At 67.1% G+C, this 21,878-nt stretch carries 19 protein-coding genes and 1 tRNA gene; 6 read left to right on the plus strand and 14 right to left on the minus strand.

Annotation, left to right across the window (positions count from 1 at the left end):
- Positions 1-8 precede the first annotated feature (8 nt).
- From PCQ86_RS08185 to PCQ86_RS08200, 4 genes are all read left to right on the plus strand, one after another.
- Positions 9-1,406: a restriction endonuclease subunit S gene (locus PCQ86_RS08185; protein WP_270175234.1), complete on the plus strand. Its 1,398-nt coding sequence runs from the start codon at positions 9-11 to the stop codon at positions 1,404-1,406.
- A complete protein-coding gene (locus PCQ86_RS08190) occupies positions 1,406-1,690 on the plus strand; it encodes a restriction endonuclease subunit S (protein WP_270175235.1) in 285 nt (94 codons plus the stop codon). Before PCQ86_RS08185 ends, PCQ86_RS08190 begins: the two co-directional genes overlap by 1 nt.
- A gap of 2 nt (positions 1,691-1,692) precedes the next feature.
- A complete protein-coding gene (locus tag PCQ86_RS08195) occupies positions 1,693-2,562 on the plus strand; it encodes a hypothetical protein (RefSeq protein ID WP_270175236.1) in 870 nt (289 codons plus the stop codon).
- Between the two features lie 128 nt (positions 2,563-2,690).
- Positions 2,691-2,951: an integrase core domain-containing protein gene (locus PCQ86_RS08200; protein ID WP_270175237.1), complete on the plus strand. Its 261-nt coding sequence runs from the start codon at positions 2,691-2,693 to the stop codon at positions 2,949-2,951.
- 178 nt (positions 2,952-3,129) lie between these two features.
- Here PCQ86_RS08200 and PCQ86_RS08205 read toward each other — a convergent pair.
- The 3 genes from PCQ86_RS08205 to PCQ86_RS08215 all read right to left on the minus strand — a co-directional run bounded on the left by PCQ86_RS08205 (position 3,130) and on the right by PCQ86_RS08215 (position 7,116).
- Positions 3,130-3,206: transfer RNA gene (locus PCQ86_RS08205), tRNA-Arg, on the minus strand.
- Between the two features lie 210 nt (positions 3,207-3,416).
- Entirely contained in the window at positions 3,417-5,237 is a 1,821-nt protein-coding gene (locus tag PCQ86_RS08210) for a M14 family metallopeptidase (protein WP_270175238.1), read from the minus strand.
- Positions 5,238-5,373: 136 nt separating this feature from the next.
- A complete protein-coding gene (locus PCQ86_RS08215) occupies positions 5,374-7,116 on the minus strand; it encodes a DEAD/DEAH box helicase (RefSeq protein ID WP_270175239.1) in 1,743 nt (580 codons plus the stop codon).
- Positions 7,117-7,372: 256 nt separating this feature from the next.
- Between PCQ86_RS08215 and ettA the strand changes: the two genes are divergently transcribed.
- The gene (gene ettA / locus PCQ86_RS08220) at positions 7,373-9,034 is read left to right on the plus strand and encodes an energy-dependent translational throttle protein EttA (RefSeq protein ID WP_015912846.1); all 1,662 of its coding nucleotides are present in this window, start codon (positions 7,373-7,375) and stop codon (positions 9,032-9,034) included.
- A 57-nt stretch (positions 9,035-9,091) separates the two neighbouring features.
- On the plus strand, positions 9,092-11,326 hold the full coding sequence (locus PCQ86_RS08225; protein WP_270175240.1) for a DUF1631 family protein: 2,235 nt from the start codon (positions 9,092-9,094) through the stop codon (positions 11,324-11,326).
- A gap of 29 nt (positions 11,327-11,355) precedes the next feature.
- Here PCQ86_RS08225 and PCQ86_RS08230 read toward each other — a convergent pair whose 3' ends face one another.
- The 11 genes from PCQ86_RS08230 to PCQ86_RS08280 all read right to left on the minus strand — a co-directional run bounded on the left by PCQ86_RS08230 (position 11,356) and on the right by PCQ86_RS08280 (position 21,840).
- Positions 11,356-12,693 (minus strand): TAXI family TRAP transporter solute-binding subunit, encoded by a 1,338-nt coding sequence (locus PCQ86_RS08230; protein WP_123676556.1) that lies wholly within the window; start codon positions 12,691-12,693, stop codon positions 11,356-11,358.
- Between the two features lie 2 nt (positions 12,694-12,695).
- Positions 12,696-13,709, minus strand: coding sequence for a P1 family peptidase (locus tag PCQ86_RS08235; RefSeq protein ID WP_270175241.1), 1,014 nt, complete (start codon positions 13,707-13,709; stop codon positions 12,696-12,698).
- Between the two features lie 55 nt (positions 13,710-13,764).
- Positions 13,765-15,975, minus strand: coding sequence for a copper-transporting P-type ATPase (locus PCQ86_RS08240; protein WP_270175242.1), 2,211 nt, complete (start codon positions 15,973-15,975; stop codon positions 13,765-13,767).
- Between the two features lie 55 nt (positions 15,976-16,030).
- Positions 16,031-16,414: a copper-binding protein gene (locus PCQ86_RS08245; RefSeq protein ID WP_041836328.1), complete on the minus strand. Its 384-nt coding sequence runs from the start codon at positions 16,412-16,414 to the stop codon at positions 16,031-16,033.
- Positions 16,415-16,437: 23 nt separating this feature from the next.
- Positions 16,438-16,899, minus strand: a complete 462-nt coding sequence (locus PCQ86_RS08250) for a DUF411 domain-containing protein (protein WP_442874557.1) — start codon at positions 16,897-16,899, stop codon at positions 16,438-16,440.
- Between the two features lie 67 nt (positions 16,900-16,966).
- Positions 16,967-17,449, minus strand: coding sequence for a cupredoxin domain-containing protein (locus tag PCQ86_RS08255; RefSeq protein WP_047351136.1), 483 nt, complete (start codon positions 17,447-17,449; stop codon positions 16,967-16,969).
- Between the two features lie 16 nt (positions 17,450-17,465).
- Entirely contained in the window at positions 17,466-18,854 is a 1,389-nt protein-coding gene (locus PCQ86_RS08260; protein ID WP_270175243.1) for a multicopper oxidase family protein, read from the minus strand.
- 1 nt (position 18,855) lies between these two features.
- Complete coding sequence (locus tag PCQ86_RS08265) at positions 18,856-20,289, minus strand: TolC family protein (RefSeq protein WP_270175244.1); 1,434 nt, start codon at positions 20,287-20,289, stop codon at positions 18,856-18,858.
- Entirely contained in the window at positions 20,286-20,633 is a 348-nt protein-coding gene (locus PCQ86_RS08270; protein WP_270175245.1) for a hypothetical protein, read from the minus strand. Before PCQ86_RS08270 ends, PCQ86_RS08265 begins: the two co-directional genes overlap by 4 nt.
- A 103-nt stretch (positions 20,634-20,736) precedes the next feature.
- The gene (locus PCQ86_RS08275) at positions 20,737-21,138 is read right to left on the minus strand and encodes a hypothetical protein (protein ID WP_123676548.1); all 402 of its coding nucleotides are present in this window, start codon (positions 21,136-21,138) and stop codon (positions 20,737-20,739) included.
- Between the two features lie 75 nt (positions 21,139-21,213).
- Positions 21,214-21,840 (minus strand): YitT family protein, encoded by a 627-nt coding sequence (locus PCQ86_RS08280; RefSeq protein ID WP_011805791.1) that lies wholly within the window; start codon positions 21,838-21,840, stop codon positions 21,214-21,216.
- Positions 21,841-21,878: the final 38 nt, after the last annotated feature.

The following is a 21,878-nucleotide window of genomic DNA, read 5'->3' on the forward strand; positions in this document are numbered from 1 at the left end:
ATAAGCGCATGCTGCTATCAAATATGGAGCTAATCGCCACCGCCCCCGGTGGCGTCGCCAAACTGCGCGAACTCATCCTCACCCTGGCCGTGCAAGGCAAGCTGGTGCCGCAAGACCCGGCCGATGAACCGGCGGGCGTCCTGCTGCAGAAGATTCGGGCGGAGAAAGATCGGCTGGTTGCGGAAGGCAAGATCAAGCGGGACAAGCCGTTGGCGGAGATTGCGGAGGAGGAAAAGCCGTTTGAGTTGCCACAGGGGTGGGAATGGGTGCGGCTTGGAGTGGTGGTAAACGCCAGTGAAGCGGGCTGGAGTCCCACCTGCATTGGCTCTCCCCGTCGCCCCGGCCATTGGGGCGTTTTGAAGGTCAGCGCAGTATCTTGGGGAAGGTTTGACCCGACAGCCAACAAGGAGCTTCCCTCAGAGCTGACACCCAAGCCTGAATACGAGGTCAAGGATGGCGACTTCCTTTTGTCTCGCGCGAACACTGCTGAACTCGTTGCGCGCTCGGTGGTGGTCGGAGTAGCTGAACCACAGCTCATGTTGAGCGACAAGATCATTCGGTTAGCGGTTTCCAGCCAGATGAATCGTGCCTTTCTCAACATGGTGAACAACGCAAGCTACTCGCGTGAGCACTACGCGGCGAATGCGTCAGGGACCAGCAGCTCGATGAAAAACGTATCGCGTGAAGTGGTGTTGGCCTTGCCTGTCCCGCTCCCACCCCTCGCCGAACAATCCCGCATCGTCACCCGCGTCGAAGCCCTCATGCGCCTGTGCGATGCGCTGGAGGCCAAGGGCCACATGGAGGCCGCGCAACACGCCCAACTGGTCAGCACCCTGCTGGGCACGCTCACCGCCAGCACCACGCCCGAAGAGCTGGCCGCCCACTGGCAGCGCGTGGCCCAGCACTTCGACCTGCTGCTGGACCGCCCCGAAGCCATCGATGCCCTGGAGCAAACCCTGCTGCAACTGGCCGTGCGCGGCCTGCTCGTGCCCCAAGACCCCACCGACGAACCCGCCAGCGCCCTGCTGCAAAAAATCCGCGCCGAAAAAGACCGCCTCATCGCCACCGGCCAGATCAAGCGCGACAAACCCCTGCCACCCATCACCGACGAGGAAAAGCCATTTGAGTTGCCGGTGGGGTGGGAATGGGTACGGATGGGCGCCTTAATTGAGTTGGTATCCGGTCAGCATCTAGGGCCAAGTGAATACGTAGACGGTCTTACTGCGAGCTTGCCTTATTTGACAGGTCCAGCAGAGTTTGGTGCGCTATCACCTGACCCGACACGATCAACGCACGAACGACGTGCGGTAGCAATCTGCGATGACATTCTGATCACGGTGAAAGGATCAGGAGTTGGGAAGCTGAACGTGGTGAAACACGATGAAATGCTATCAGTCGGCAGTTGATGGCTATTCGACCGATTCTTTTGAATCCGGAATTTCTGATGATCTTTTTGCAGACGATGTCTCTTTACTTCCAAGCGAAGTCGATTGGCATCGCTATTCCTGGAATTGGTCGCGAAGACGTTACCCACGCAGAGTTTGGATTGCCTCCCCTCCCCGAACAATCCCGCATCGTCACCCGCGTCACCGCCTTGCGCCGCCTGTGCGCCGACCTGCGCCAGCGCCTGGCCGAACGCCAGTCCGTGCAGGCCCGTCTGGCCGAGGCGCTGGTGCAAGAGGTCGCCTGACCATGTCTTGGGTAGGCGAAGCCACGGGCCTGTGGGGTGTGCTCAGCAAGGGCTGGGACTGGTGGCGGGGCAGGCGCGACCCGGCCCGTCGTGCGGCTCAGCGCCTGATCCGTGCCTTTGAGGCGCATGGCGTGCCTCGGCAGCAGATCATTCGCCTGGTGCCCGCCGCTATCGCCCAGGCCAAGCCTGGGCTGGGTATGGCCGATTGCTCGTCGCCTGAGCAACTCAAACCCAAGCTGACCCCGGCATTGCTGGATTGGGCGGCAGGTTATTTGAATCTGCGCAGGGATTGGTTGGACGGCAGGGAGGATGTGCCGCCGCACTTGGTTGTAGACCATTACAAGCACCCCTCCCGATACGGAACTTGGCTGCAGGCGCGCAAGGCGGAAGCGGCGGACGTGCAACGCTATTTGTCCGTCTGGAAAGCCTACGGGACCCCGGTAGGGCCGGGTGCGGATGGTCCACTGTGTCTGGTCTATGAGGAAACCATCGCAGGGCTGGACGGCATGGAGCGGTCGCGTTACTGGTTGTTGGCCGATGGATGGACCATGGGCCATGCCCCCTGTGTGGAAAACCTGGCGGCCGTGGTGCATGTGGCGCAGCAGGCGGGTGTGCTGGTGGTGGGCAAGGAGTTGAGGGCGCCTGACCTGGTGCGCCTGCAAGAAGGCCAAGCGGTGGTGCCGGAACTGCTGCAGCGCACGCGGGGCAGTTGGTATCCCACCGATCTGGTGAACCCACCTCCCCAGCACGATTCGCCGTGGCGTCAGGCTATATGGCATGGTGGGCAGGGTTTGTTGGCGCGGCCAGACACCGTCACTGCGTCCCAGGCCGCAACGCCTGCGGCAGAGCCTCTCGATCAGGCTGGCCAGTAGAGCTTGCGCACCTGTCGCGCAGCGGGAAATCGAAGACGGCCGAGTCAGCGCTGGAGCAGGCCCTGATCGCGCGCTTCGCCACGCTGGGCCGAGTACCCGAGCCGTTCCTGCTGCGTTCGGACAATGGGTTGGTCTTCACCAGCCGCAGCTTCACGGCCCTGGGAAGCTACGGACTGCGTCAAGAATTCATCACGCCGCACAGCCCTGAGCAGAACGGTCTGGTCGAGCGGGTGATCCGCACGCTCAAGTGCGTGCATCGGCATCGCTTCGACTTGCTGCAGCATGCCAGTCGCCTGATCGGGGACTGGATTCATTTCTACAACCACCGGTGCCCGCACCAGGCGCTGAACATGAGAACCCCCGCTGAGGCATTCGCATTAGCGGCATGACCCATGACCTGTGCAGTTTCTGCTGGGTCAATACAGTATGTGGAGATGCCGGCAAAAGTACCAACTTTTTGTTGGTATGTCACGGTACGCGGTGAGACGGCTTGAGACAACAAAAAACCCGCAACGCTAGGAAGCATGCGGGTTCTAAGAGGCCGTGAGATTGTGTGGAGGTCTGTTTTGGCCTGCCCGGAGGGACTCGAACCCCCGACCTATTGCTTAGAAGGCAATTGCTCTATCCGGTTGAGCTACGGGCAGATGATGCAGGTATGCGGTGCGCGCGGTGATGTGTGCGCTCGGAGTGCAGGATCATACAGGCGCCCGGAGCGCTTCCGCACCAGCCTGCGCAGCCCATGAAATAGAAGACGGCATGCGGGTGCTGTGTATGATGCTAAATATGCCTTTAGCGCTTATCCAGCAAGCGCAAGCAGCTATCATTTGAAGAGTGGCCGCAGTCCGGCGTGCTCTTCAGTCCATCTCCTCAAACACCAGCGATGGAGGTGCCATGACCCGTGCCACATCGCCGAGCTGGCCGATGACATGGTTGGCGAAATAGCTGTTCTGCGTATCGGGCTCCAGCGCTGCCACGGCCAGATTGGCCAAGGGCTGGTTGAGAGACACGTAATAGCTGCCCCCCGGCACGTCGATGGCGCTGCGCATGGGGGTCACGGTGGCGCGGATGATCGGGCGGGCGCCAGGGATGGCTCCGCGCACGTCCTCTCGCTCGGAGCTCTCCCGGCTGGTTTCCTCATAGATGTCGGCCAGTACGGAGCCCGCCTCGGCGACGTGCATCACCTGGATGCCCAGCAGCTTCAGGCGCTCCACTGCATCCGTTGCGCCGCTTGCTAACCAATAGCCGCAGGGGCGGTGGCGTTTTTTGACCGGCTTGAGTTGCAGCGAGGAATTCCAATCCACGCGCAGGGTCCGGTCTGCGCCGGTCTGTGGGTCCAGCATGACCAGGTCGCGCTGGCCGGGGGTTTGCGTGGCTTCCACCACGATCTCGCCGCGGCATGCCTGGGAGGCAATGTCCCGCGCTTCATAGGAGCGCACCTGCTCCAGGTCGGCGGCGCGGTCCACGGTGCTGCGCAGTGCACTGGTGAGGGCCGTCACCTGCGAGTGCACGCGCCGCTGGATGTGGGTGCGGCCAATGCCCACGCCGCGCGTTTCCACGAGCATGCTGACGGCGTTCTTCAGACCATTCACGTTGCGGCCGGTATCGGGTTGCGTCCCTCCCATGGACAGGCGAAGGTCTTCGGCGCGGGTCGAGGTGGTGTAGTACCACTCCTGGCTCAGGCCTTCCGCTTCCAGGGCCCTGATCATGGGGTGGTGGAACCATTCCAGAGCTGCCTTGGTCATGAATTCCGGCAGGTTAGCCGTCGTTGCGTGCTGCAGCAGCACGTCGTAGCGTTGGATGGCATGGAATTTCTCGAGGAACCGTCCGGTGACGGTGTATTCATGCGCATCGAAAATGGCGATCGGGCGATAGTTGCGCACTAGTTTGGCGAGTGCCTGGGCCTCCGGAGTTTGCAAAAGCAGGTGGTCCCGGTTCATGTCGATGCCGTTGGACGTGGCTCGTGTGCCGGCCTCGGCTCCGTCGGGATTCGCGCGGGGAACGACGATCACGTTGATGCGCTCCAGCATGGGCTCCAGCAGACCCTGTGCCAGTTCGCGCGCCAGTACGAGCAATGCCTCGCTGCCGGCGGGTTCGTCGCCATGTTGCTGCCCAAGCAGCAGCACCGTGGGGCGGCGGCTGGCGTCCAGCGCGGCCACGTTGGTGCCAGCCGCGCGGGTCAGCACCAGGCCGTGCAAGGGTGTGCCGCGCTGCGATACCCCCAGGTCCAGCATTTGCACACGGGTCGTGCCGCGCTGCGCCGTGGCCAGATTACGCAGCCATTGGGTGAGTTCGGCGTTGGTGGTGAAAGCCTGGCGCCCCTCGGCGAGCCCCGGCGTTTCGTACCGCACGGAAGGCGCGGGAAAGCGTGCTGCGACAGCGGCGCTGTAGGGGAGCGCGGTGGAGGCCGGCTCGGTGGCCGGGGCGACGGGCGTTACCGTGACTGGGCTGGGCACGACTTCGCCACGCTGCACTGTTCCCAGCGGCGGCGGTACGGCGCGGGACGTTTGCGGACCAGCGGGCGCGGGGGGGGAGGACTGCGCGGGCCACGGAGGCAGGGGCGTGCTGGAGCAGGCGGACAGCAGGAATGCGCCCAGCAGCGCGGTAGCGCGGTGCCGTGCTGCGATTGCGGCGATTGGCAGCGCGTATGTGTGGGAGAGCAGATTCTTCGGCGTCATGGTGGGCGTGGCGGAAGTGGTGCTGGGGCGGATGTTACCCGGCAGCTTTGATGTCCTGCGCGTGCGGCGGGGTGGTTGGCCCAGGGGCCATGGAAAAAAGCCCGGCTGTGCCGGGCTTTCTGTTGTCGTGAAGGTCTCAGCGGCCGAAGCCGCCGCCGCGTGGGCCGCGGCCACCACCGCCGCCGCCGTTGCCACGGCCGAAGCCGCCCCGACGCCCGCGGTCCGCCATGCTGTCCACGCTGGTGCGCATGGGGTCCGGCTGGCTGGCACGGCCGCTGCCATGGCGTGGGCCGATGCCAATGTTGCCGAGCTGCGTGCCCAGGTGGGCGTTCTCGCTGCGAGGCTGGCTGTCGTCGAAACGGCGATTTCCGCCATTACCGCCATTACCCCCGCCACTGCCTGCACCAGCGGGACCGCCGCGGCGGCGGCCACCGGCCGTGTTCTGCGGACGTTGCTGATCACGTGGGCCGGCAGTACGGCCTGCATTGCCTGCGTTGCCGCCGCGGCCCCCGCTGCCGTTCTGACCCCCGGCGCGCTGCTGGCCTTCGCCCTGGCCCCCGCCCTGGCGCGAACCGCGCTGGCCGCCAGTGGCCGCCTTGTTGGTGCGGATGCGCTCCATCATCTCCTGGCGTGCCGCCTTGGCCGCTGCCTGCATGACTTCGCGGCTGGGCGGCTTGCCCGCGCCGCCCCAGATGGTCTGGCGGCCCATGGCGATGGGCTCGGCCTTCTCTCCCTCGTCCGGGCCAAAGCCGTCGATCACCTGCACGGGGATTTCCTGCTTGGTGAAGCGCTCGATCTCCATCATGAAACCTTCCTCGTCCATGCAGACGAGGCTCACGGCATGGCCCTCGCGGCCGGCGCGGCCCGTGCGGCCGATGCGGTGCACGTAGTCCTCGGGCACGTTGGGGATTTCGTAGTTCACGACGTGCGGCAGGTCGTCGATGTCGATGCCGCGTGCCGCGATGTCAGTGGCCACCAGGGCGCGAATCTGGCCCGTCTTGAAGCCCTCCAGCGCCTGGGTGCGGGCGCTCTGGCTCTTGTTGCCATGCAGCGCCATGGCCGAAACGCCGTTCTTGGTCAGGTACTCGGCCACGTTGTTGGCGCCGAACTTGGTGCGCGTGAACACCAGCACCTGGCTCCAGTCGTGTTCCTGGATGATGTGCAGCAGCACCTGCTTCTTCTTGCCGCGCCCCACGGGGTGGATCACCTGGCTGATGCGTTGCACCGTGGTGTTGCGCGGGGTGACCTGGATGCTCTGCGGGTTCTTGAGCAGTGAGTTGGCCAGTTCACGGATGTCGTCGCTGAACGTGGCCGAGAACAGCAGGCTTTGCTTGGACTGGGGCAGCAGCGCCAGCACCTTCTTCACGTCGTGGATGAAGCCCATGTCGAGCATGCGGTCGGCTTCGTCCAGCACCAGGATCTCGACGGTGGACAGGTCCATGAAGCCTTGCTGCTGCAGGTCCAGCAGGCGGCCAGGGGTGGCCACCAGCACGTCCACGCCGCGCTTGATGCGTTCGATCTGCGGGTTCATACCGACGCCGCCGAAGATCACGGTGGAGTTCAGATCCAGGTATTTGCCGTAGCCGCGCACGGATTCTTCGACCTGCGCTGCCAGCTCCCGCGTGGGCGTGAGCACCAGGGCGCGCACACCCTTGCCGCCAAACTGGCTGCGTGGGGCTTGGCCTTCGGCCAGGCGGTGCAGCATGGGCAGCGTGAACGCGGCGGTCTTGCCGGTGCCGGTCTGTGCGCCGGCGAGAAGGTCGTGTCCAGCGAGGACGGCTGGGATGGCCTGGGCCTGGATAGGGGTCGGGTTGTCGTAGCCTTGTTCTTGCACGGCCCGCAAAATGGCCGGCGCCAGCTTCAGTTCTTCAAATGTCATGTAATTGGATGCGCCCATCCGGGGCGCTGGGTATCGGCCTGTCGCAGGCGACTTTACGGGCCGCCGAGCCAGTTTGTTAGGCAGATGATTGCAAGGGTGGGAGCCCGGAAAATTCTTCCTTCGTCCCCAGCTTGTCTAGGCTGATGCCGTGGGCAACTGGAGCCCAAGACGGGGTCTATTGTCGCATGCGCCGATAATCCGCGTTTGTGCGCAAAAAATTTTGGCGCCTTCTTCTGCCCGTTTCCTGAATAAATCCATGGCCCAATACGTTTTCTCGATGAACCACGTCACCAAGACCGTGCCGCCCAAGCGGCAGATCTTGAAGGACATTTCCCTTAGCTTCTTTCCGGGCGCCAAGATCGGCGTGCTGGGCCTGAACGGCTCCGGCAAGTCCTCTCTGCTCAAGATCATGGCGGGCGTGGACAAGGAATTCGAAGGCGAGGCACTGCCCATGCCCGGGCTGTCGATCGGCTACCTGCCCCAGGAGCCCCAACTCAATCCCGAGCACACCGTGCGCCAGGCTGTGGAAGAAGCCATGGCCGAGGTGAACAACGCCAAAGCCCGCCTGGAAGAGGTATACGCTGCTTACGCGGAAGAGAATGCCGACTTTGACGCGCTGGCCAAAGAGCAGGGTGAATTGGAGGCGATCATCGCCGCGGCCGGTACCGATTCCGAACACCAGTTGGAAATTGCGGCCGACGCGCTGCGTCTGCCGGCGTGGGATGCGGTGATCGGCAAGCTATCGGGTGGCGAAAAGCGTCGCGTGGCCCTGTGCAAGCTGCTGCTGTCCAAGCCCGACATGCTGCTGCTGGACGAACCCACCAACCACTTGGACGCCGAATCCGTGGACTGGCTGGAGCAATTCCTGCACCGCTTCAGCGGTACCGTGGTGGCGATCACCCACGACCGCTACTTCCTGGACAACGCCGCTGAGTGGATTCTGGAACTGGACCGAGGCCACGGCATCCCCTACAAGGGCAACTACTCTGACTGGCTGATCCAGAAGGGCAACCGTCTGGAAGCCGAGCAAAAAGGCGAGGAGGCTCGCGCCAAGGCTTTGAAGAAGGAACTGGAGTGGGTGCGCCAGAACGCCAAGGGCCGCCAGGCCAAGTCCAAGGCGCGTATTGCCCGCTTCGAAGAGCTGAGCGATTACGAATACCAGCGCCGCAACGAAACGCAGGAAATCTTCATTCCTGTAGCGGATCGCCTGGGCTCTAAGGTCATCGAATTCAAGAATGTCTCCAAGGCCTTTGGTGACCGCCTGCTGATCGACAACCTGAGCATGAACATCCCTGCCGGCGCCATCGTCGGCATCATCGGCCCGAACGGTGCCGGCAAGTCGACCCTGTTCAAGCTGATCGCGGGCAAGGAGCAACCTGATTCCGGTACCGTGGAAATCGGTCAGACCGTGAAGATGGCCTTTGTCGATCAGCACCGCGACGCACTGGCCGATGACAAGACCGTGTGGGAGGACATCTCCGGCGGGCTGGACATCATCAACGTGGGCAAGTTCCAAATGGCGTCGCGCGCCTATGCCGGGCGCTTCAACTTCAACGGCCAGGACCAGCAGAAGAAGGTGGGCAACCTGTCCGGGGGCGAGCGCGGCCGCCTGCACCTGGCCAAGACGCTGATCCAGGGCGGCAACGTGCTGCTGCTGGACGAACCGTCCAACGACCTGGACGTGGAAACCCTGCGTGCGCTGGAAGACGCGTTGCTGGAATACGCTGGCACCGTGCTGGTCATCAGCCACGATCGTTGGTTCCTCGACCGAATCGCGACGCACATCCTGGCAGCCGAGGGCGACAGCCAATGGGTATTCTTTGACGGCAATTACCAAGAATACGAAGCTGATAAGAAAAAACGATTGGGTGAAGAGGGTGCGAAACCGAAGCGTATGCGCTACAAGGCCCTCAAATAAGCACTTACAGGTAGTAGCATCGGGCGGACCGCCGCCCATTCTTCGTCCGTCTCCACCATGTCCCTTTCCGCGTCCCGCGCCCGTACGGTTTTTCGCGCCTGCGTTGTCAACGCCGTCAGGGACAGCGAGGCCCTGATGGAGGCGCTGGTGACTGGTACGCGCGAAGCGCTCACGGCGCAGGAATCCTCCACCCGCGACCTTCACAAGCGCATCCAGATCAGCGACGCCTTGCGCCTGCTCAAGCAGCACGAGGCGTCGTTGCCCAAGGCCTACCCCATGGCCTTGCTGGAGATTTTTGCCGAAGGCCCCTCGGCCGCGAAGACGAGGGCCGGGCAGCCCGGCGGAATGGACCTGGGCGAGCTCGCCCTCATGGACGATGCCGACGTGCTGGTCCAGGTGGAACTGTCGCGGGCGCAGCAGATCGCCGCTCTGGCGACAGAGGCAACGCTGGCGGAACTCAACACGCTCGTCAGTTCGGCGCAGGGCCTGCACAGCGTGCAACCCGAGAGCAACCCTTTTCGCCCCGAGAACTACATCCGCGCGCTGCAGCAAGTGGTGAGCGATACCGGTGTAAGCGGGGAAGTGCGGCAGCTGTGGATGAGCCAGATGCGCGAACTGCTGGGCATGCAACTGGTAAGCGCCTATAAGCGCGCCGCCCAGAGCCTGCGCGAGCATGGCGTCGAGCCCGTGGGCTATGCGGTGGCGGGAGCCCCGGGTGTGCGCAGCGGGCATGGTGGTGGATATGCCCACAGTTCCCAGATGGGCGTGGGCTACGCGCCGCCCTCGGCCTATGGTGCGCCGGCCAGCGAATATGGTGCCGCGAGCGCCTATGGCCAAGGTTACGGGGCAGGCTGGGGAGGCGCCTCGGGCAACGTGGCCTTGGCGCCGCAGGCCGAAGAAGCGCTGCTGACGGTGGGTATCCTGCGCCAGATGCTGGCCGGTGGTGGTGACCCTTTCGCCTACGATGCACGCGGCGGCTATATGGCAGTGGCAGCCACTCCGGCCAACGCGTACGTCACGCCGGCCGCGGCGGAAGCAATGGAAGACATTGCGCAGCTGGAACGCATCGTGGGCCGTCTGTCGGGGGGGGCTGCGGTCCCGGTGACGGGCTGGAACGGCACCTCTGCACATGCGCCGGTGGCGGCATCCCCCACGCGGACGGCGCATGAGGTCGTGAGCCGCATGATGGACAACATTGCGCAGGATTCGCGGCTGCTGCCTCCCATGCAACGTGCCGTGCAAAGCCTGGAGCCCGCGCTGAAGGAGTTGGTGCAGCACGACACGCGGTTCTTCACGGATGAACAGCACCCCGCCCGGCGCCTGCTGGACGAGTTGACCCAGCGCAGCCTGGCATTCAACGCCGAGGATGGGCCCGCCTTCAGCCGCTTCATGCGGCTGGTGAACGAAGCCGTAGGCCACCTGGCTTCCATCGAGATCCGGGATGCCGCACCGTTCGCCCAAGTGCTCAAGGCGCTGGAAAAGGCCTGGACCGCGCAGGAGCGTCGCCAGCTTGAACGCCATGAAGCGCAGCAGCGTGAACTGCTCCAGCGGGAGCAGCGGGAATTGCTGGCCGAGAAGATTGCCGCCGACTTCCGCCGCCTGCCCGATGCGGACAAGGTGCCGGCCGACCTGCTGGCCTTCGTGACCGGCCCGTGGGCGGATGTGGTGGCGCAGGCGCAAAGCAGCCAGCCCCAGGAAACCGGCGGAGACCCCGGAGGCTATTTGGCGTTGGTGCCGCTGCTGCTGTGCTGCGCGCAGCCCGAGCAGTTGCGCTCGGACCCGGAGCGCCTGGGCCAGGCCATTGCCGACATGGTGCCGGTGTTGGTGCGTGGGCTGGAGAGCATTGACCACCCGATCGAGCGTATTGCCGAAGTGACGCAGCGCTTGGCGCAGCTTCAGGGTGAAGCGCTGAACTACGCAGCGGCGAGCGTCTTCGGCGACACGCCGGCGGAAGAGGTCAGCCCTGAAACCCGCGCTGACGATGTGCTGTCCTCCGATACGGCCGCCGCGGCGGACCCGTCGATGGCCGGAGCAGTGGCTCAGCCCGCATTGCGCATCGGCCAGTGGGTGGAAATCATCACCAACCAGCGTGCGGTGCGAACCCAGCTCACCTGGTGCAGCCCGCACAACACACTGTTTTTGTTCACCGGAGCCGACGCGAGCACGCAGTCCATGACGCGGCGCATGATCGACAAACTGTCCTCTGACGGGGCATTCCGCCTGATTTCCGACCAGCCGGTGGTGGACCGCGCTTTGCGCGCCGTGCGCACCAAGCCGGCCAAGCTGCGCTAGGGCGCTCCGCCGGTCGCGGGGACTGCCGTTCAGCCTGCCGCGCGTGGCAGGCGCCGGCGCACCAGTTGGATGTGGTTGCGCAGGGCGTAGAGCTCGTCGGCATAGGACAGTGGCACGCTCACTTTTTCCACCTGCGCCTCCATGCGGTCCAGCCGTTCGCGCAGCGCGTCGGGGGTGGCCTCTCCTCGTTCCATGTCGTCTTCGATGTCGCGCAGATGCCCATACCAGCGGAACACGCGCGAGCGCACGCGGAACTGGTACAGCGGCGGCACCACGCGCGACAGCGGCAGCATGACCGCAATCAAGATACCCAGTACCAGCCACATGCGCTCGACGAGGTTGGCGATCCAGAATGGCAGATAGCGCTGCATCAGCGGCGCCGGCTCGTTGATGGCACGCTCGCCCTCCTTGGCAATGGGCAGTTCCGCGTGCCGGGTGCTGGGGAATTCGCGCGCACGGTTGAACCAGCCCGCATTGCCATGGATGCCCTGCGCGCTCTGGGCAAATAACTGCAGCAGGGCAGGGTGGGTGCCTTCACGCGCCAGCAGGGATGTGGTGGATGCCACCAACCGTACGTCGCGCGGGGGTACGTTGGCCGCCAGGTCCACCACGCCGCGTGGCAGCACTACCGGCGTGAGGAACGGAAAACGGCGGCTGTAGGCCTCGTTCTGCGGGAAGTGCATGAGCTGCACGCCGGGCGTTTGCAGCAGCATCTGCACCATCAATGACTCGGGGGCGGAGGCGAACACCAGGGCGTCCAACCGCCCCGCCAGGAACGCCACCGTGGCGGGCGTCTGCTCCAGACGGGTGAGCGTGAGGGCATCCAGCGGAATGTGGTTGGCGTCCAGCAGGCGCTCCATGAGCGTTGGTACGCCGCTGCCGGGCGAGCCGACGTTCACGCGCAGCCCGCGCAGCTGGTGCAGCCCCTCCAGCCGGGCCGATCGGTGGATGCGGCGCGCCACATCGCCGCGGTAGAACAGCCAAATGGGCTCCACGAAGAGGCTGCCCAGCGAGACCAGCTCATCACTGTCCTCGGGACGCAACTCACCCGTGCCACCTTGCACGAAGGCGAGGTCGGCGTGGCCATCGCGCAGCAGCTGCAGGTTGGATGACGAGCCATCGCTGGGCAGCAAGACCACGTTGATCCCGCTTGCCGCCAGTGCGTCGCGATAGCGCTGGCCGAAGGCCTCGTAGGCGCTCTGCGCGGGGCCGGTGGCCAGCGTCACCGTGCGCGGCGGCGTGGGGTTGAGCCACCAATAGGCCAAGAGCACCAGGCCCGCGCCCAGTAGCGCCAGCGGCCCGGCAGACACCAACAGGTCGCGCAGCGACAGCAGCGCCGTGCGCAGGCGGCGTGACATCTGTCCCATGGTTAGCTCCCGGCAGATAGATCGGCATGGCACGGAAGTGCCAGGCCATCGGCAGTGCGCAGGGTGCGCGCGGCGAGCACGGCGCGCACGGTGGCGCGGGCCACCGCCTCGGCCGCCATCGTGGCCAACACCATCATGCCGGGGTGGTGCGGCACGTGGCCCGTCGCCAGCGTGAACAGCGTGTCTCCGTCGCTCATGGTGTGCACGGGGTTGATGCTGCGGGCCAGGCCGTCATGGCCGGCGACGGCCAGTCGCTGAGCCTGAACCTTGGTCAGCCGCGCGTCGGTGGCGATCACGCCGATCGTGGTGTTGCTGCCGGCCAGCAGGGGATGAGGGGGCTCGCCGCGCAGCAGCGCGTGCCGTGTATCGCGCAGCGTCAGCCCGTTGGCAGCGCGGGCGCCCGCCAGTGGGCGCCCGGTGTCCGGGTCGACCACGTCGCCCACGGCGTTGCAGGCAATGAGCGCACCCACCGTGACGCCCGCGACGGTGACCGAGGCTGTGCCTACGCCGCCCTTCATGGCGTGCTGCAGGCCGAACATCTTGCCCACCACGGCGCCAGCGCCGGCGCCTACGTTGCCCTCGGCTGGCGGCTCGCATGTGGCGGCATTGCAGGCCGCATAGCCGGCCACCGCATCGGGCCGCACCTTCATGTCGCCCACGTGCAGGTCGAACAGCACGGCCGCTGGCACCAGTGGCAGGCGGCCCACGCCCACGTCCAGCCCTACGCCGTGCTCCTCCAGCCAGCGCACGGCCCCCGTGGCGGCCTCCAGCCCCCAGGCGCTGCCACCCGCCAGCATGATGGCGTGCACCTGCTCCACCAGGTTGCCCGGGGCCAGCAGGTCGGTCTCGCGCGTGCCGGGGGCGGCGCCGCGCACATCCACGCCTGCCACGGCACCCTCGCGCGCAATCACCACGCTGCAGCCGGTGGGGCGGCGTGGGTCGGTGAAGTGGCCGACCTCGATGCCGGCAACGTCGGTGATGGCGCCGCAGGCGCTGTGCAGGGAGCAAGCTTGCATGGGCGCCGATTATGGTGCCGCGCCGGCACCTGTCCCCGCGTCTTGCGGGGTGCTCTCAAAGCCGGGTGCGGCGCAGCCGCAGGGCATTCGTGATCACCGAGGCCGAGCTCAGGCTCATGGCCAGCGCCGCGATCATCGGCGACAGCAGCCAGCCCGTGAATGGGTAGAGCAGGCCGGCGGCCAGCGGCACGCCCAGCGCGTTGTAGACGAAGGCAAAGCCCAGGTTTTGGCGCATGTTGGCCACCGTGGCCTGCGACAGTGCGCGCGCCGTGGCGATGCCGCGCAGGTCGCCCTTGACCAGGGTGAGCTGGGCGCTGTTCATGGCCACGTCCGTCCCGGTTCCCATGGCGATGCCCACGTCGGCGCGCGCCAGTGCCGGCGCGTCGTTGATGCCGTCGCCGGCCATGGCCACGGTGCGTCCCTCGGCCTGCAGGCGTTCGACCAGGGCCAGCTTATCGGCGGGCAATACCTCGCCGTGCACCTCGTCGATGCCCAGGCGCCGTCCCACGGCACCTGCCGTGGTCAGCCCGTCGCCGGTGGCCATGATGATGCGCAGGCCGGCCGCATGCAGGGCGGCCAGCGCGTCGGGCGTGCTGGCCTTGATGGGGTCGGAGACAGCCAGCAGGCCCGCCAGTTGCCCATCCACGGCCAGGAACATCACACTGGCGCCTTCGCCGCGCAATGCCTCGGCGGTCTGCGCCAGCGGTCCCGTATTCACGTTGGACTGCTGCATCAGCACCGTGTTACCCAGCGCCAAGGTGCGGCCCGCGATCCGGCCGCGCACGCCGATGCCCGAGGCCGAGTCGAACTGTTCGGCCGCGTCCAGCGCCAGCCCCTGCTGGCGTGCCGCGGCGACGATGGCCGCCGCTAGCGGATGCTCGCTGCCCTGGTCCAGGCTGGCGGCCAGGCGCAGCACCTCTGCCTCGCCCCATCCGGGCGCGGCCACGGTGCGCTCAAAGCGCGGCCGGCCCTCGGTCAGGGTGCCGGTCTTGTCCACGATCAACGTGTCCACGCGGCACATATGCTCGATGGCGGCCGCATCGCGGAACAGCACGCCCTGCGTGGCGCCGCGCCCCGTGGCCACCATGATGGACATCGGCGTAGCCAGGCCCAGCGCGCAGGGGCAGGCGATGATGAGAACCGCCACAGCGTTGATCAGGCCGTAGACCCACCTGGGCTCGGGCCCGAACAGGCCCCAGCCCAGCAGCGTGAGCACAGACACGCCGACCACGGCCAGTACGAACCAGCCCGCAACGCGGTCGGCCATGCGCTGCATGGGCGCGCGCGACCGCTGGGCCTGCGCCACCAGTTGCACGATCTGCGACAGCATCGTGGCCGCACCCACGAGTTCGGAGCGCATGACCAGCGCCCCGCTGGTGTTGAGCGTGGCGCCGATCAGCTTGTCGCCCGTGCGCTTGCTCACTGGCAGCGGCTCGCCCGTGAGCATGGACTCGTCCACGGCGCTGCTGCCTTCGACGACCACGCCGTCCACCGGCACCTTCTCGCCGGGACGCACGCGCAGCAGGTCGCCCACATGCACGTGGGCTAGCGGCACGTCCTCCTCGCTGCCGTCGGCGGCGATGCGGCGCGCGGTCTTGGGTGCCAGGCCCAGCAGCGACTGGATGGCGGCCGAGGTCTGCGAGCGCGCCTTGAGCTCCAGCATCTGGCCCAGCAACGTCAGCGAAATGATGACCGCGGCCGCCTCGAAGTACACGCCCACGCGGCCCATGGACTGGAATGAGGCCGGGAACACGCCCGGCGCCACGGTGGCCACCACGCTGTAGAGGAAGGCCGCGCCCGTGCCCAGACTGATCAGAGTCCACATGTTGGGGCTGCGCTGCACCACGGATTGCCAACCGCGCACGAAGAACGGTGCGCCGGCCCACAGCACGATGGGCAGCGTCAGCACCAGCTCTACCCCGCTTTGCGTGGCCATGCCGACCCAACCCAGCCGGTGCCCGGCCATGGCCAGCGTGGTGACGACCATGGTGAGCGGCAGCGTCCACCAGAAGCGGCGCGAGAAGTCGCGCAGTTCGGGGTTGTCATCGGCTGCGTCCAGGCTGGGCAGTACCGGCTCCAGCGCCATGCCGCACTTGGGGCAGTGGCCGGAGCCGCTCTGTCGCACCTCCGGGTGCATGGGGCAGGTATAGACCGTGTCGGCGGTTGGTGGGGCGGGTGGAGCGGCCGATGGCCGGGGCACGTGGGGGCTGTGGTGTAGGTGCTGCCCGTGTGGGGCAGCTGCGGGCGGCGTGCTGTGGGAATGCATGAGGGCTCCTTGGTGCGGCAAGGGGCCGGGCAACTGCCGCCCGGTCCGTGGGGCGTCAGCGCAATGGTTCGATATGGGTGACGACGAATACGCCCTTCACCCGTTCGGCCCGAAAGCGCACCTTGTCGCCGGGCTTGAAGGTGGCCGCCTGTGCCGGGTCGCGCAACGTGAACACCATGGTCATGGGCGGCATGGCAAGGTTCTTGAGCTCGCCGTGGCGCAGCGTGATCTTGCCGCTGCGTGCATCCCAACGCGTGACTTCACCCTCGCTGAGATCCTGCGTGCTGTCGCCGGACGCGGCGGGCGTTTCGGTGTGATGGGCGTCGTGGTCCGAGCCCTGGGCATGTGCCCAGCTGCCGGGCAGGCCCAGCAGTGCCAGAGCGGCCACGGGTGCGAGGGCGATGCGCGGCGCGCGCGCAGGCAGGGTGTGCGATGGCATGGCGTGGCCTTTCATGGTGTGCATCAACGGTAGCTGGTGAATACGCGCGTGGAGACGTCGCTGTTCATCAGGTTCTTGGTGACCAGCAGCACGTCGTACGGGTCCTTGCGGCCGTTGTACTCGGGCCCGTCCATGCCGGGGCTGCCCACCGGCATGCCCGGGACGGTGAGGCCCAGGGCCTTGGGTTTGTCCTTGAGCAGCTTGCGCACGTCGGCAGCGGGCACATGGCCTTCGAGCAGATATCCGCCCACCAGCGCGGTGTGGCATGAGCCCAGGCGCGTGGGCAGGCCGAGCTTGGCGCGTACGGCGGCGTTGCCCGTTTCGTGCACGGTGACCGTGAAGCCGTTGGCCTGCATGTGGCTCACCCAATCCTTGCAGCAGCCGCAGTTGGGGTCTTTCCAGACCTCCACGGCGGTCTGCGGGGCGGCGGCACGGGCCAGGGCGGGCAGGGCGGCACCGGCCATGCTGGCGGCGAGGGCCGTCATCCATTGGCGGCGGGTGGGTTGCGTGATTCGCATGGTGGACTCCTGATGATGCGGATGGTGGTGTTGTTCAGGGCGTGACGGTGAAGGTGCCGCGCATGCCTGCTTCGTAGTGGCCGGGGATCAGGCAGGCGAAGTCGAAGCGGCCGGGCCGGTTGAAGTGCCAGACCAGGTCTTCCTTGGCGCGCGGGGCCACGTGGGCCATGTGGGGTTCGGCATGCTCCATGTCGGGGTACTGGCGCATCATGGCCGCATGCTGGTCCAGCGTGCCCTGTGTGCCCAGCACCACCTCATGCATGACCTGGCCCTTGTTCTCCACGCGCAGGCGCACGGTCTCGCCTTGCTTGACGGTGAAGTGCGAGGGGGTAAAGCGCATGTCGTCTGTCATGCGCAAGGTGATGGTGCGCTTTGCGCCCTTGGCCTCTCCCGCAATCCCCCATTCCTGCTGCTGGGGTGCGACGGCAGGGTGGCTGTTGTGCATGTTCTCATGACCAAAACTGGCTGTAGCGCCCGCCAATAAAGCGCAAGCAGCTATGAATTTGATAGATTTCATGGGTTTCTCCGAGAGTTCAATGGTGTTCGTGGCTGGCACCCGGCTTGCGCACACTGGGGGCGCCGGGGGCCCGGCCGGGCGGGGTCGGGCGCGGGGCAGTGGCGTCCAAGGGCGCACCGGCCCATTCGTGCGCCACCGTGCCCGCCGGGTGCCGGTACCAGCCCGGGTCGCGCCAGTCCTGAGCGGCCAGGCCCTGGCGGACCTTCAGGGTCGTGAACATGCCGCCCATCTCCAGCGGGCCGAAGGGGCCGGTGCCGGTCATCATGGGATAGGTGTTGTCGGGCAGCGGCATTTCCATCGCGCCCATGTCGGCCATGCCGCGCTCGCCCATAACCATGTAGTCGGGAATGATCTTCTGGATCTTCCCGACCAGGCCGCGATGGTCCACGCCGATCATGGTGGGCACGCCGTGGCCCATGGCGCCCATGGTGTGGTGGCTCTTGTGGCAATGCAGCGCCCAGTCGCCGGGCTCGTCGGCGATGAACTCCAGCTGCCGCATCTGGCCCACGGCCACGTCGGTGGTCACCTCGGGCCAGCGCGCGGCCTTCGGGGTCGGCCCGCCGTCGGTGCCCGTGATCTCGAACTCATGCCCATGGATGTGGATGGGGTGGTTGGTCATGGTCAGGTTGCCCACGCGGATGCGCACGCGGTCGCCCTGTCGTGCCACCAGCGGGTCGATGGCGGGGAACACCCGGCTGTTGAAGGTCCAGATGTTGAAGTCGGTCATGGTGTTGACCTTGGGCGTGAGGCTGCCCGGCTCCACGTCGTAGGCGCTGAGCAGGAAGGCGTAGTCACGTTGCACCTCCGCGATCAGGGGGTGGCGCGCCTTCGGGTGCGTGATCCACAGGCCCATCATGCCCATGGCCAGCTGCACCATTTCGTCCGCATGCGGGTGGTACATGAAGGTGCCGGGGCGGCGCGCCGTGAACTCGTACACGAAGGTCTTGCCCGCGGGGATGTGCGGCTGGGTAAGCCCGGCCACGCCGTCCATGCCGCTCGGCAAGCGCTGGCCGTGCCAGTGCACGCTGGTGTGCTCGGGCAGGCGGTTGGTGACGAAGATGCGCACGCGGTCGCCTTCCACCACCTCGATGGTCGGGCCCGGGCTCTGGCCGTTGTAGCCCCACATGTTGACCATGAAGCCGGGCGCCACCTCGCGCACTACCGGCTCGGCCACCAGGTGGAATTCCTTGACGCCGGCGTTCATGCGCCATGGCAGCGTCCAGCCGTTGAGCGTGACCACGGGCTGGTAGGGCCGGCCGCTGGACGGGGTTAGCGGCGCGGCCGTGTCGGCAGAGGATTGCGAGGGCGCCTCGGGCAGCGCGGCCAAGGCCACGCGGCTCACCGATGCGGCGGAGGCGGCGACCACGGCCGTGGCGGCGCCGGAGAAGAAATGGCGGCGCTGCATGTCAGTGGCCTTCCGAAGGGGCGTTGGGGGTGGTGGGAGCGGACGGCAGGCCGGTGGGCGCGCCGGGCGATGTGCCCGTGAGAGCCAGTTGCAGGTCGGTCTGGGCGAGCCAGAAGTCGCGCTGCGCCTCGGTGGCGGCAGCCACGGCCTGGCTGGCGCGGCGCGCCTCGGCCAGCAGCTCCCACACGCTGATGAACATGCCGTTGTAGCGCAGCACGGCCTCGTCCTGCATGAAGCGCGCCAGTGGTAGCGCCTCGGCCTGCTGCTGGTGCGCCAGGTCCCAGGCGGTGCGGTAGCGCAGCCAGTGGCTGCGTGCCTCGCTGCGCGCGCGGATGGCGGCATCCTGCAGTTGCGCGGCGCTGTGCTGCAACTCGGCCCGCGCGCGGCCCGTGGCAGTTCCGCCCCAGTCGAACAGCGGCAGAGGCAGCTCTACCTCCCAGCCGCGTGTGGTCTCGCGGTGGCCGGAGGCGCGCTCGGTCGCAGTGTTGCGGCTGTAGCTCAGGCCGATGTCGCCGAACACGGATCCAACACCGGCCCAGCCGCTGCGGTCGGCGGTGGTGTCCAGGTCGCGGCGCAGCGCGCGCAGGTCCAGCCGCTCGCGCAGGGCCGTGGCTTCGGCGTCGTCGCCGCTGCGCAGTGCATCCGCCATGGGCAAGGCGGGTAGCGCATCGGGCAGCGTGAAGTCGGCCTGCGCGCCCCACAGCCCCATCAGCCGCGCCAGTTGCTCGCGCTCCAGCGCGGCATTCAGCCGCGCGCGGGCCAGCTGTGCTGCCGCGTCCTGTGTGATGGCGATTTCGCGTGCCTGCTGCAGCCGGCTGAAGTTGCCCACGCGCGCCATGCGCCGCGCCAGCTCGCCACCGGCCTCGGCCGCCTCGTGCATGCGTTCGCGCGCGGCCAGCACCTGCCGGGCGGCCACGGCGCGCAGCCAGGCGCGGCGTGTGTCCGCGGCCAGGCGCAGCACGTCCTGTGCAGCGGCCAGCGTGGCCTGCTCCATCTGCCAGCCTTGCCAGCGCGTGCGCCAGGGCAGGGTGATCACGTTGACCAGGCTGAAGCCGAGCTGGCGCTCGATCTCGCGCTCATGCCCGCTGGTGAATCGCCCCAGCGTCAGCGTGGGGTTGAACAAGGTCAGCGCCTGTGCACGCTGCGCATCCTGCGCGGCCAGATTGGCCAGGCGGGCCTGCAGCGCGGGGCTGTTTAAGAGCGCCACGCGCACGGCGGTGTCCGCATCCACGGGAAGGCGCAGCCATTCGGTGATCTGGGCCTGCGCGTCGCTGCGGCTTTGCGCATCGGGCGCGGGCAGTTGCGCGCCGTCGGGCAGGCGGGGCTGGACATGGCTTTGCACGTCGCCGCGCAGCCCATCGGGGGCGACGCTGGCGCAGCCGGCCAACACCAGTGCAGCGGCCAGCGCAGCCAGGGCGAGCGGAGGGCGCCTCATGGCCGGCCTCCGTAGTGGTGTTTCGGGGTGGGCATGCCAGGGCTGGGCGGCGCAGCGCGTGCCTGCTCGGCTTCCCAACGCACGATGTCGGAGTGGCCACCGGGAAAGGCGCCCACGGCGGTGTTGGCGGCCTTCCAGCCGATGTCGGCCTCGGCCACGTCGCCGCTGGGGGGCAGGGGCTGGTGGCGCAAGGGCAGACTGGGGGCCTGTGCCGAGTCGGCGGTGGTGGTCTGCGATGGGGCGGCAGGAACATTGTCAACCTGCGCCCAGGTCGGCGGTGCGATGCCGGCCAGTGCCGCCAGGGCCATCATGGCCGCAGGGCTGGTGGGGTGCGCGAAGCGCATGGGAGTCTCCCGTCAAACATGACACAACCGCGTCCGCGACACTCGGCCGCGGCCCCGTCGAGGGACATGCAGCCGATTGCGGACGCACTTCGGGCGTCAGTGCTCAGGAGATGGGTGGCTTGATGGCTTGCGCAGCCGTGGCGCTGGCAAAGGGGGTGCCATGGTGCGGTTGCAACGTGCTGTCGTGCCGTCCATGAAAGGCGGGCGCCCAGACCGGCGCGTAGAAGGCCGAATGGCAGGCGCCGCAGGCCGAACAGCCGGCGGGGTGTTCCGCGTGGACCGCCCCGCCGGTATCGCAGCAGTGCGGCTGTGCTGATGCGCTGGCATGGTCGCCGTCATGACCACCGTGGTCGTGCGTGTCGCTTGCCATAGCGTGGTGGGTAGCAGCTGCCGCGATGGTGGGCTGCGCGGGCGTGGCCGGTGCAACGCCCATGGCCATGGCGTCGCCCAGCAGGCCCCGCAGGACCAGCAGCAGACCCAGGATCATGGCAACGGCGTGGCGCATGCAGCGAATGATACCGGCGCGGTGCAGGAAGTTCCCGCCAGAGCGAGCGCCCGGCGATGGCCCGGCCGCGTGCCGTCAGACCGCCATGTAGCGCCCTGGCCGGTGGTTCATGGCCAGCACCAGGTTGAGCGCCACGGCGCCGATGACCGACCACAGCACGCGCAGCGGCTCCACTGTGACCAGCGCCGCCAGCACGATGCAGCAGTCCACGGCCATCTGCACCTTGCCGGCGCGCCAGCCGAAGCGGTCCTGCAGGTACAGCGCCATGATGCCCACGCCCCCCAGGCTGCAGCGGTGGCGGAACAGCACCAAAAAGCCCATACCCATGATCAGCCCGCCGGTGATGGCCGCATACAGCGGCTGCAGTTCGCTGATCTGCAGGAACTGCGACTGCAGCTCCGACAGCACCGACAGCAGCGCCACGGCCGCGAAGGTCTTGAGCGTGAAGGCCAGGCCCAGCTTGCGCAGCGCCAGCCAGTAGAACGGCAGGTTGAGCGCGAAGAACAGCTTGCCGAAGCCGATGCCCGTGGCGTAGTGCAGCACGAAGGCCAGCCCCGCCATGCCGCCGGTGAGCAGCCCGGCGCTGGCGAGGAAGGCCACGCCCACGGAGATCAGCGTCACGCCCACGCCAATCGCCACGGCGTCTTCGGTGCGGGTGTGCGGGACCATGGCGGGAGCGGCGTTGGCGGTGGTGGTGGACATGGGCGGGATCGGCAGTCGCCGTGGTGACCGGCGGGGGC

The organism is Diaphorobacter sp. ED-3 (genome assembly GCF_027625375.1).
In the GTDB taxonomy this organism is placed as follows: Bacteria; Pseudomonadota; Gammaproteobacteria; order Burkholderiales; family Burkholderiaceae_C; genus Diaphorobacter; species Diaphorobacter nitroreducens.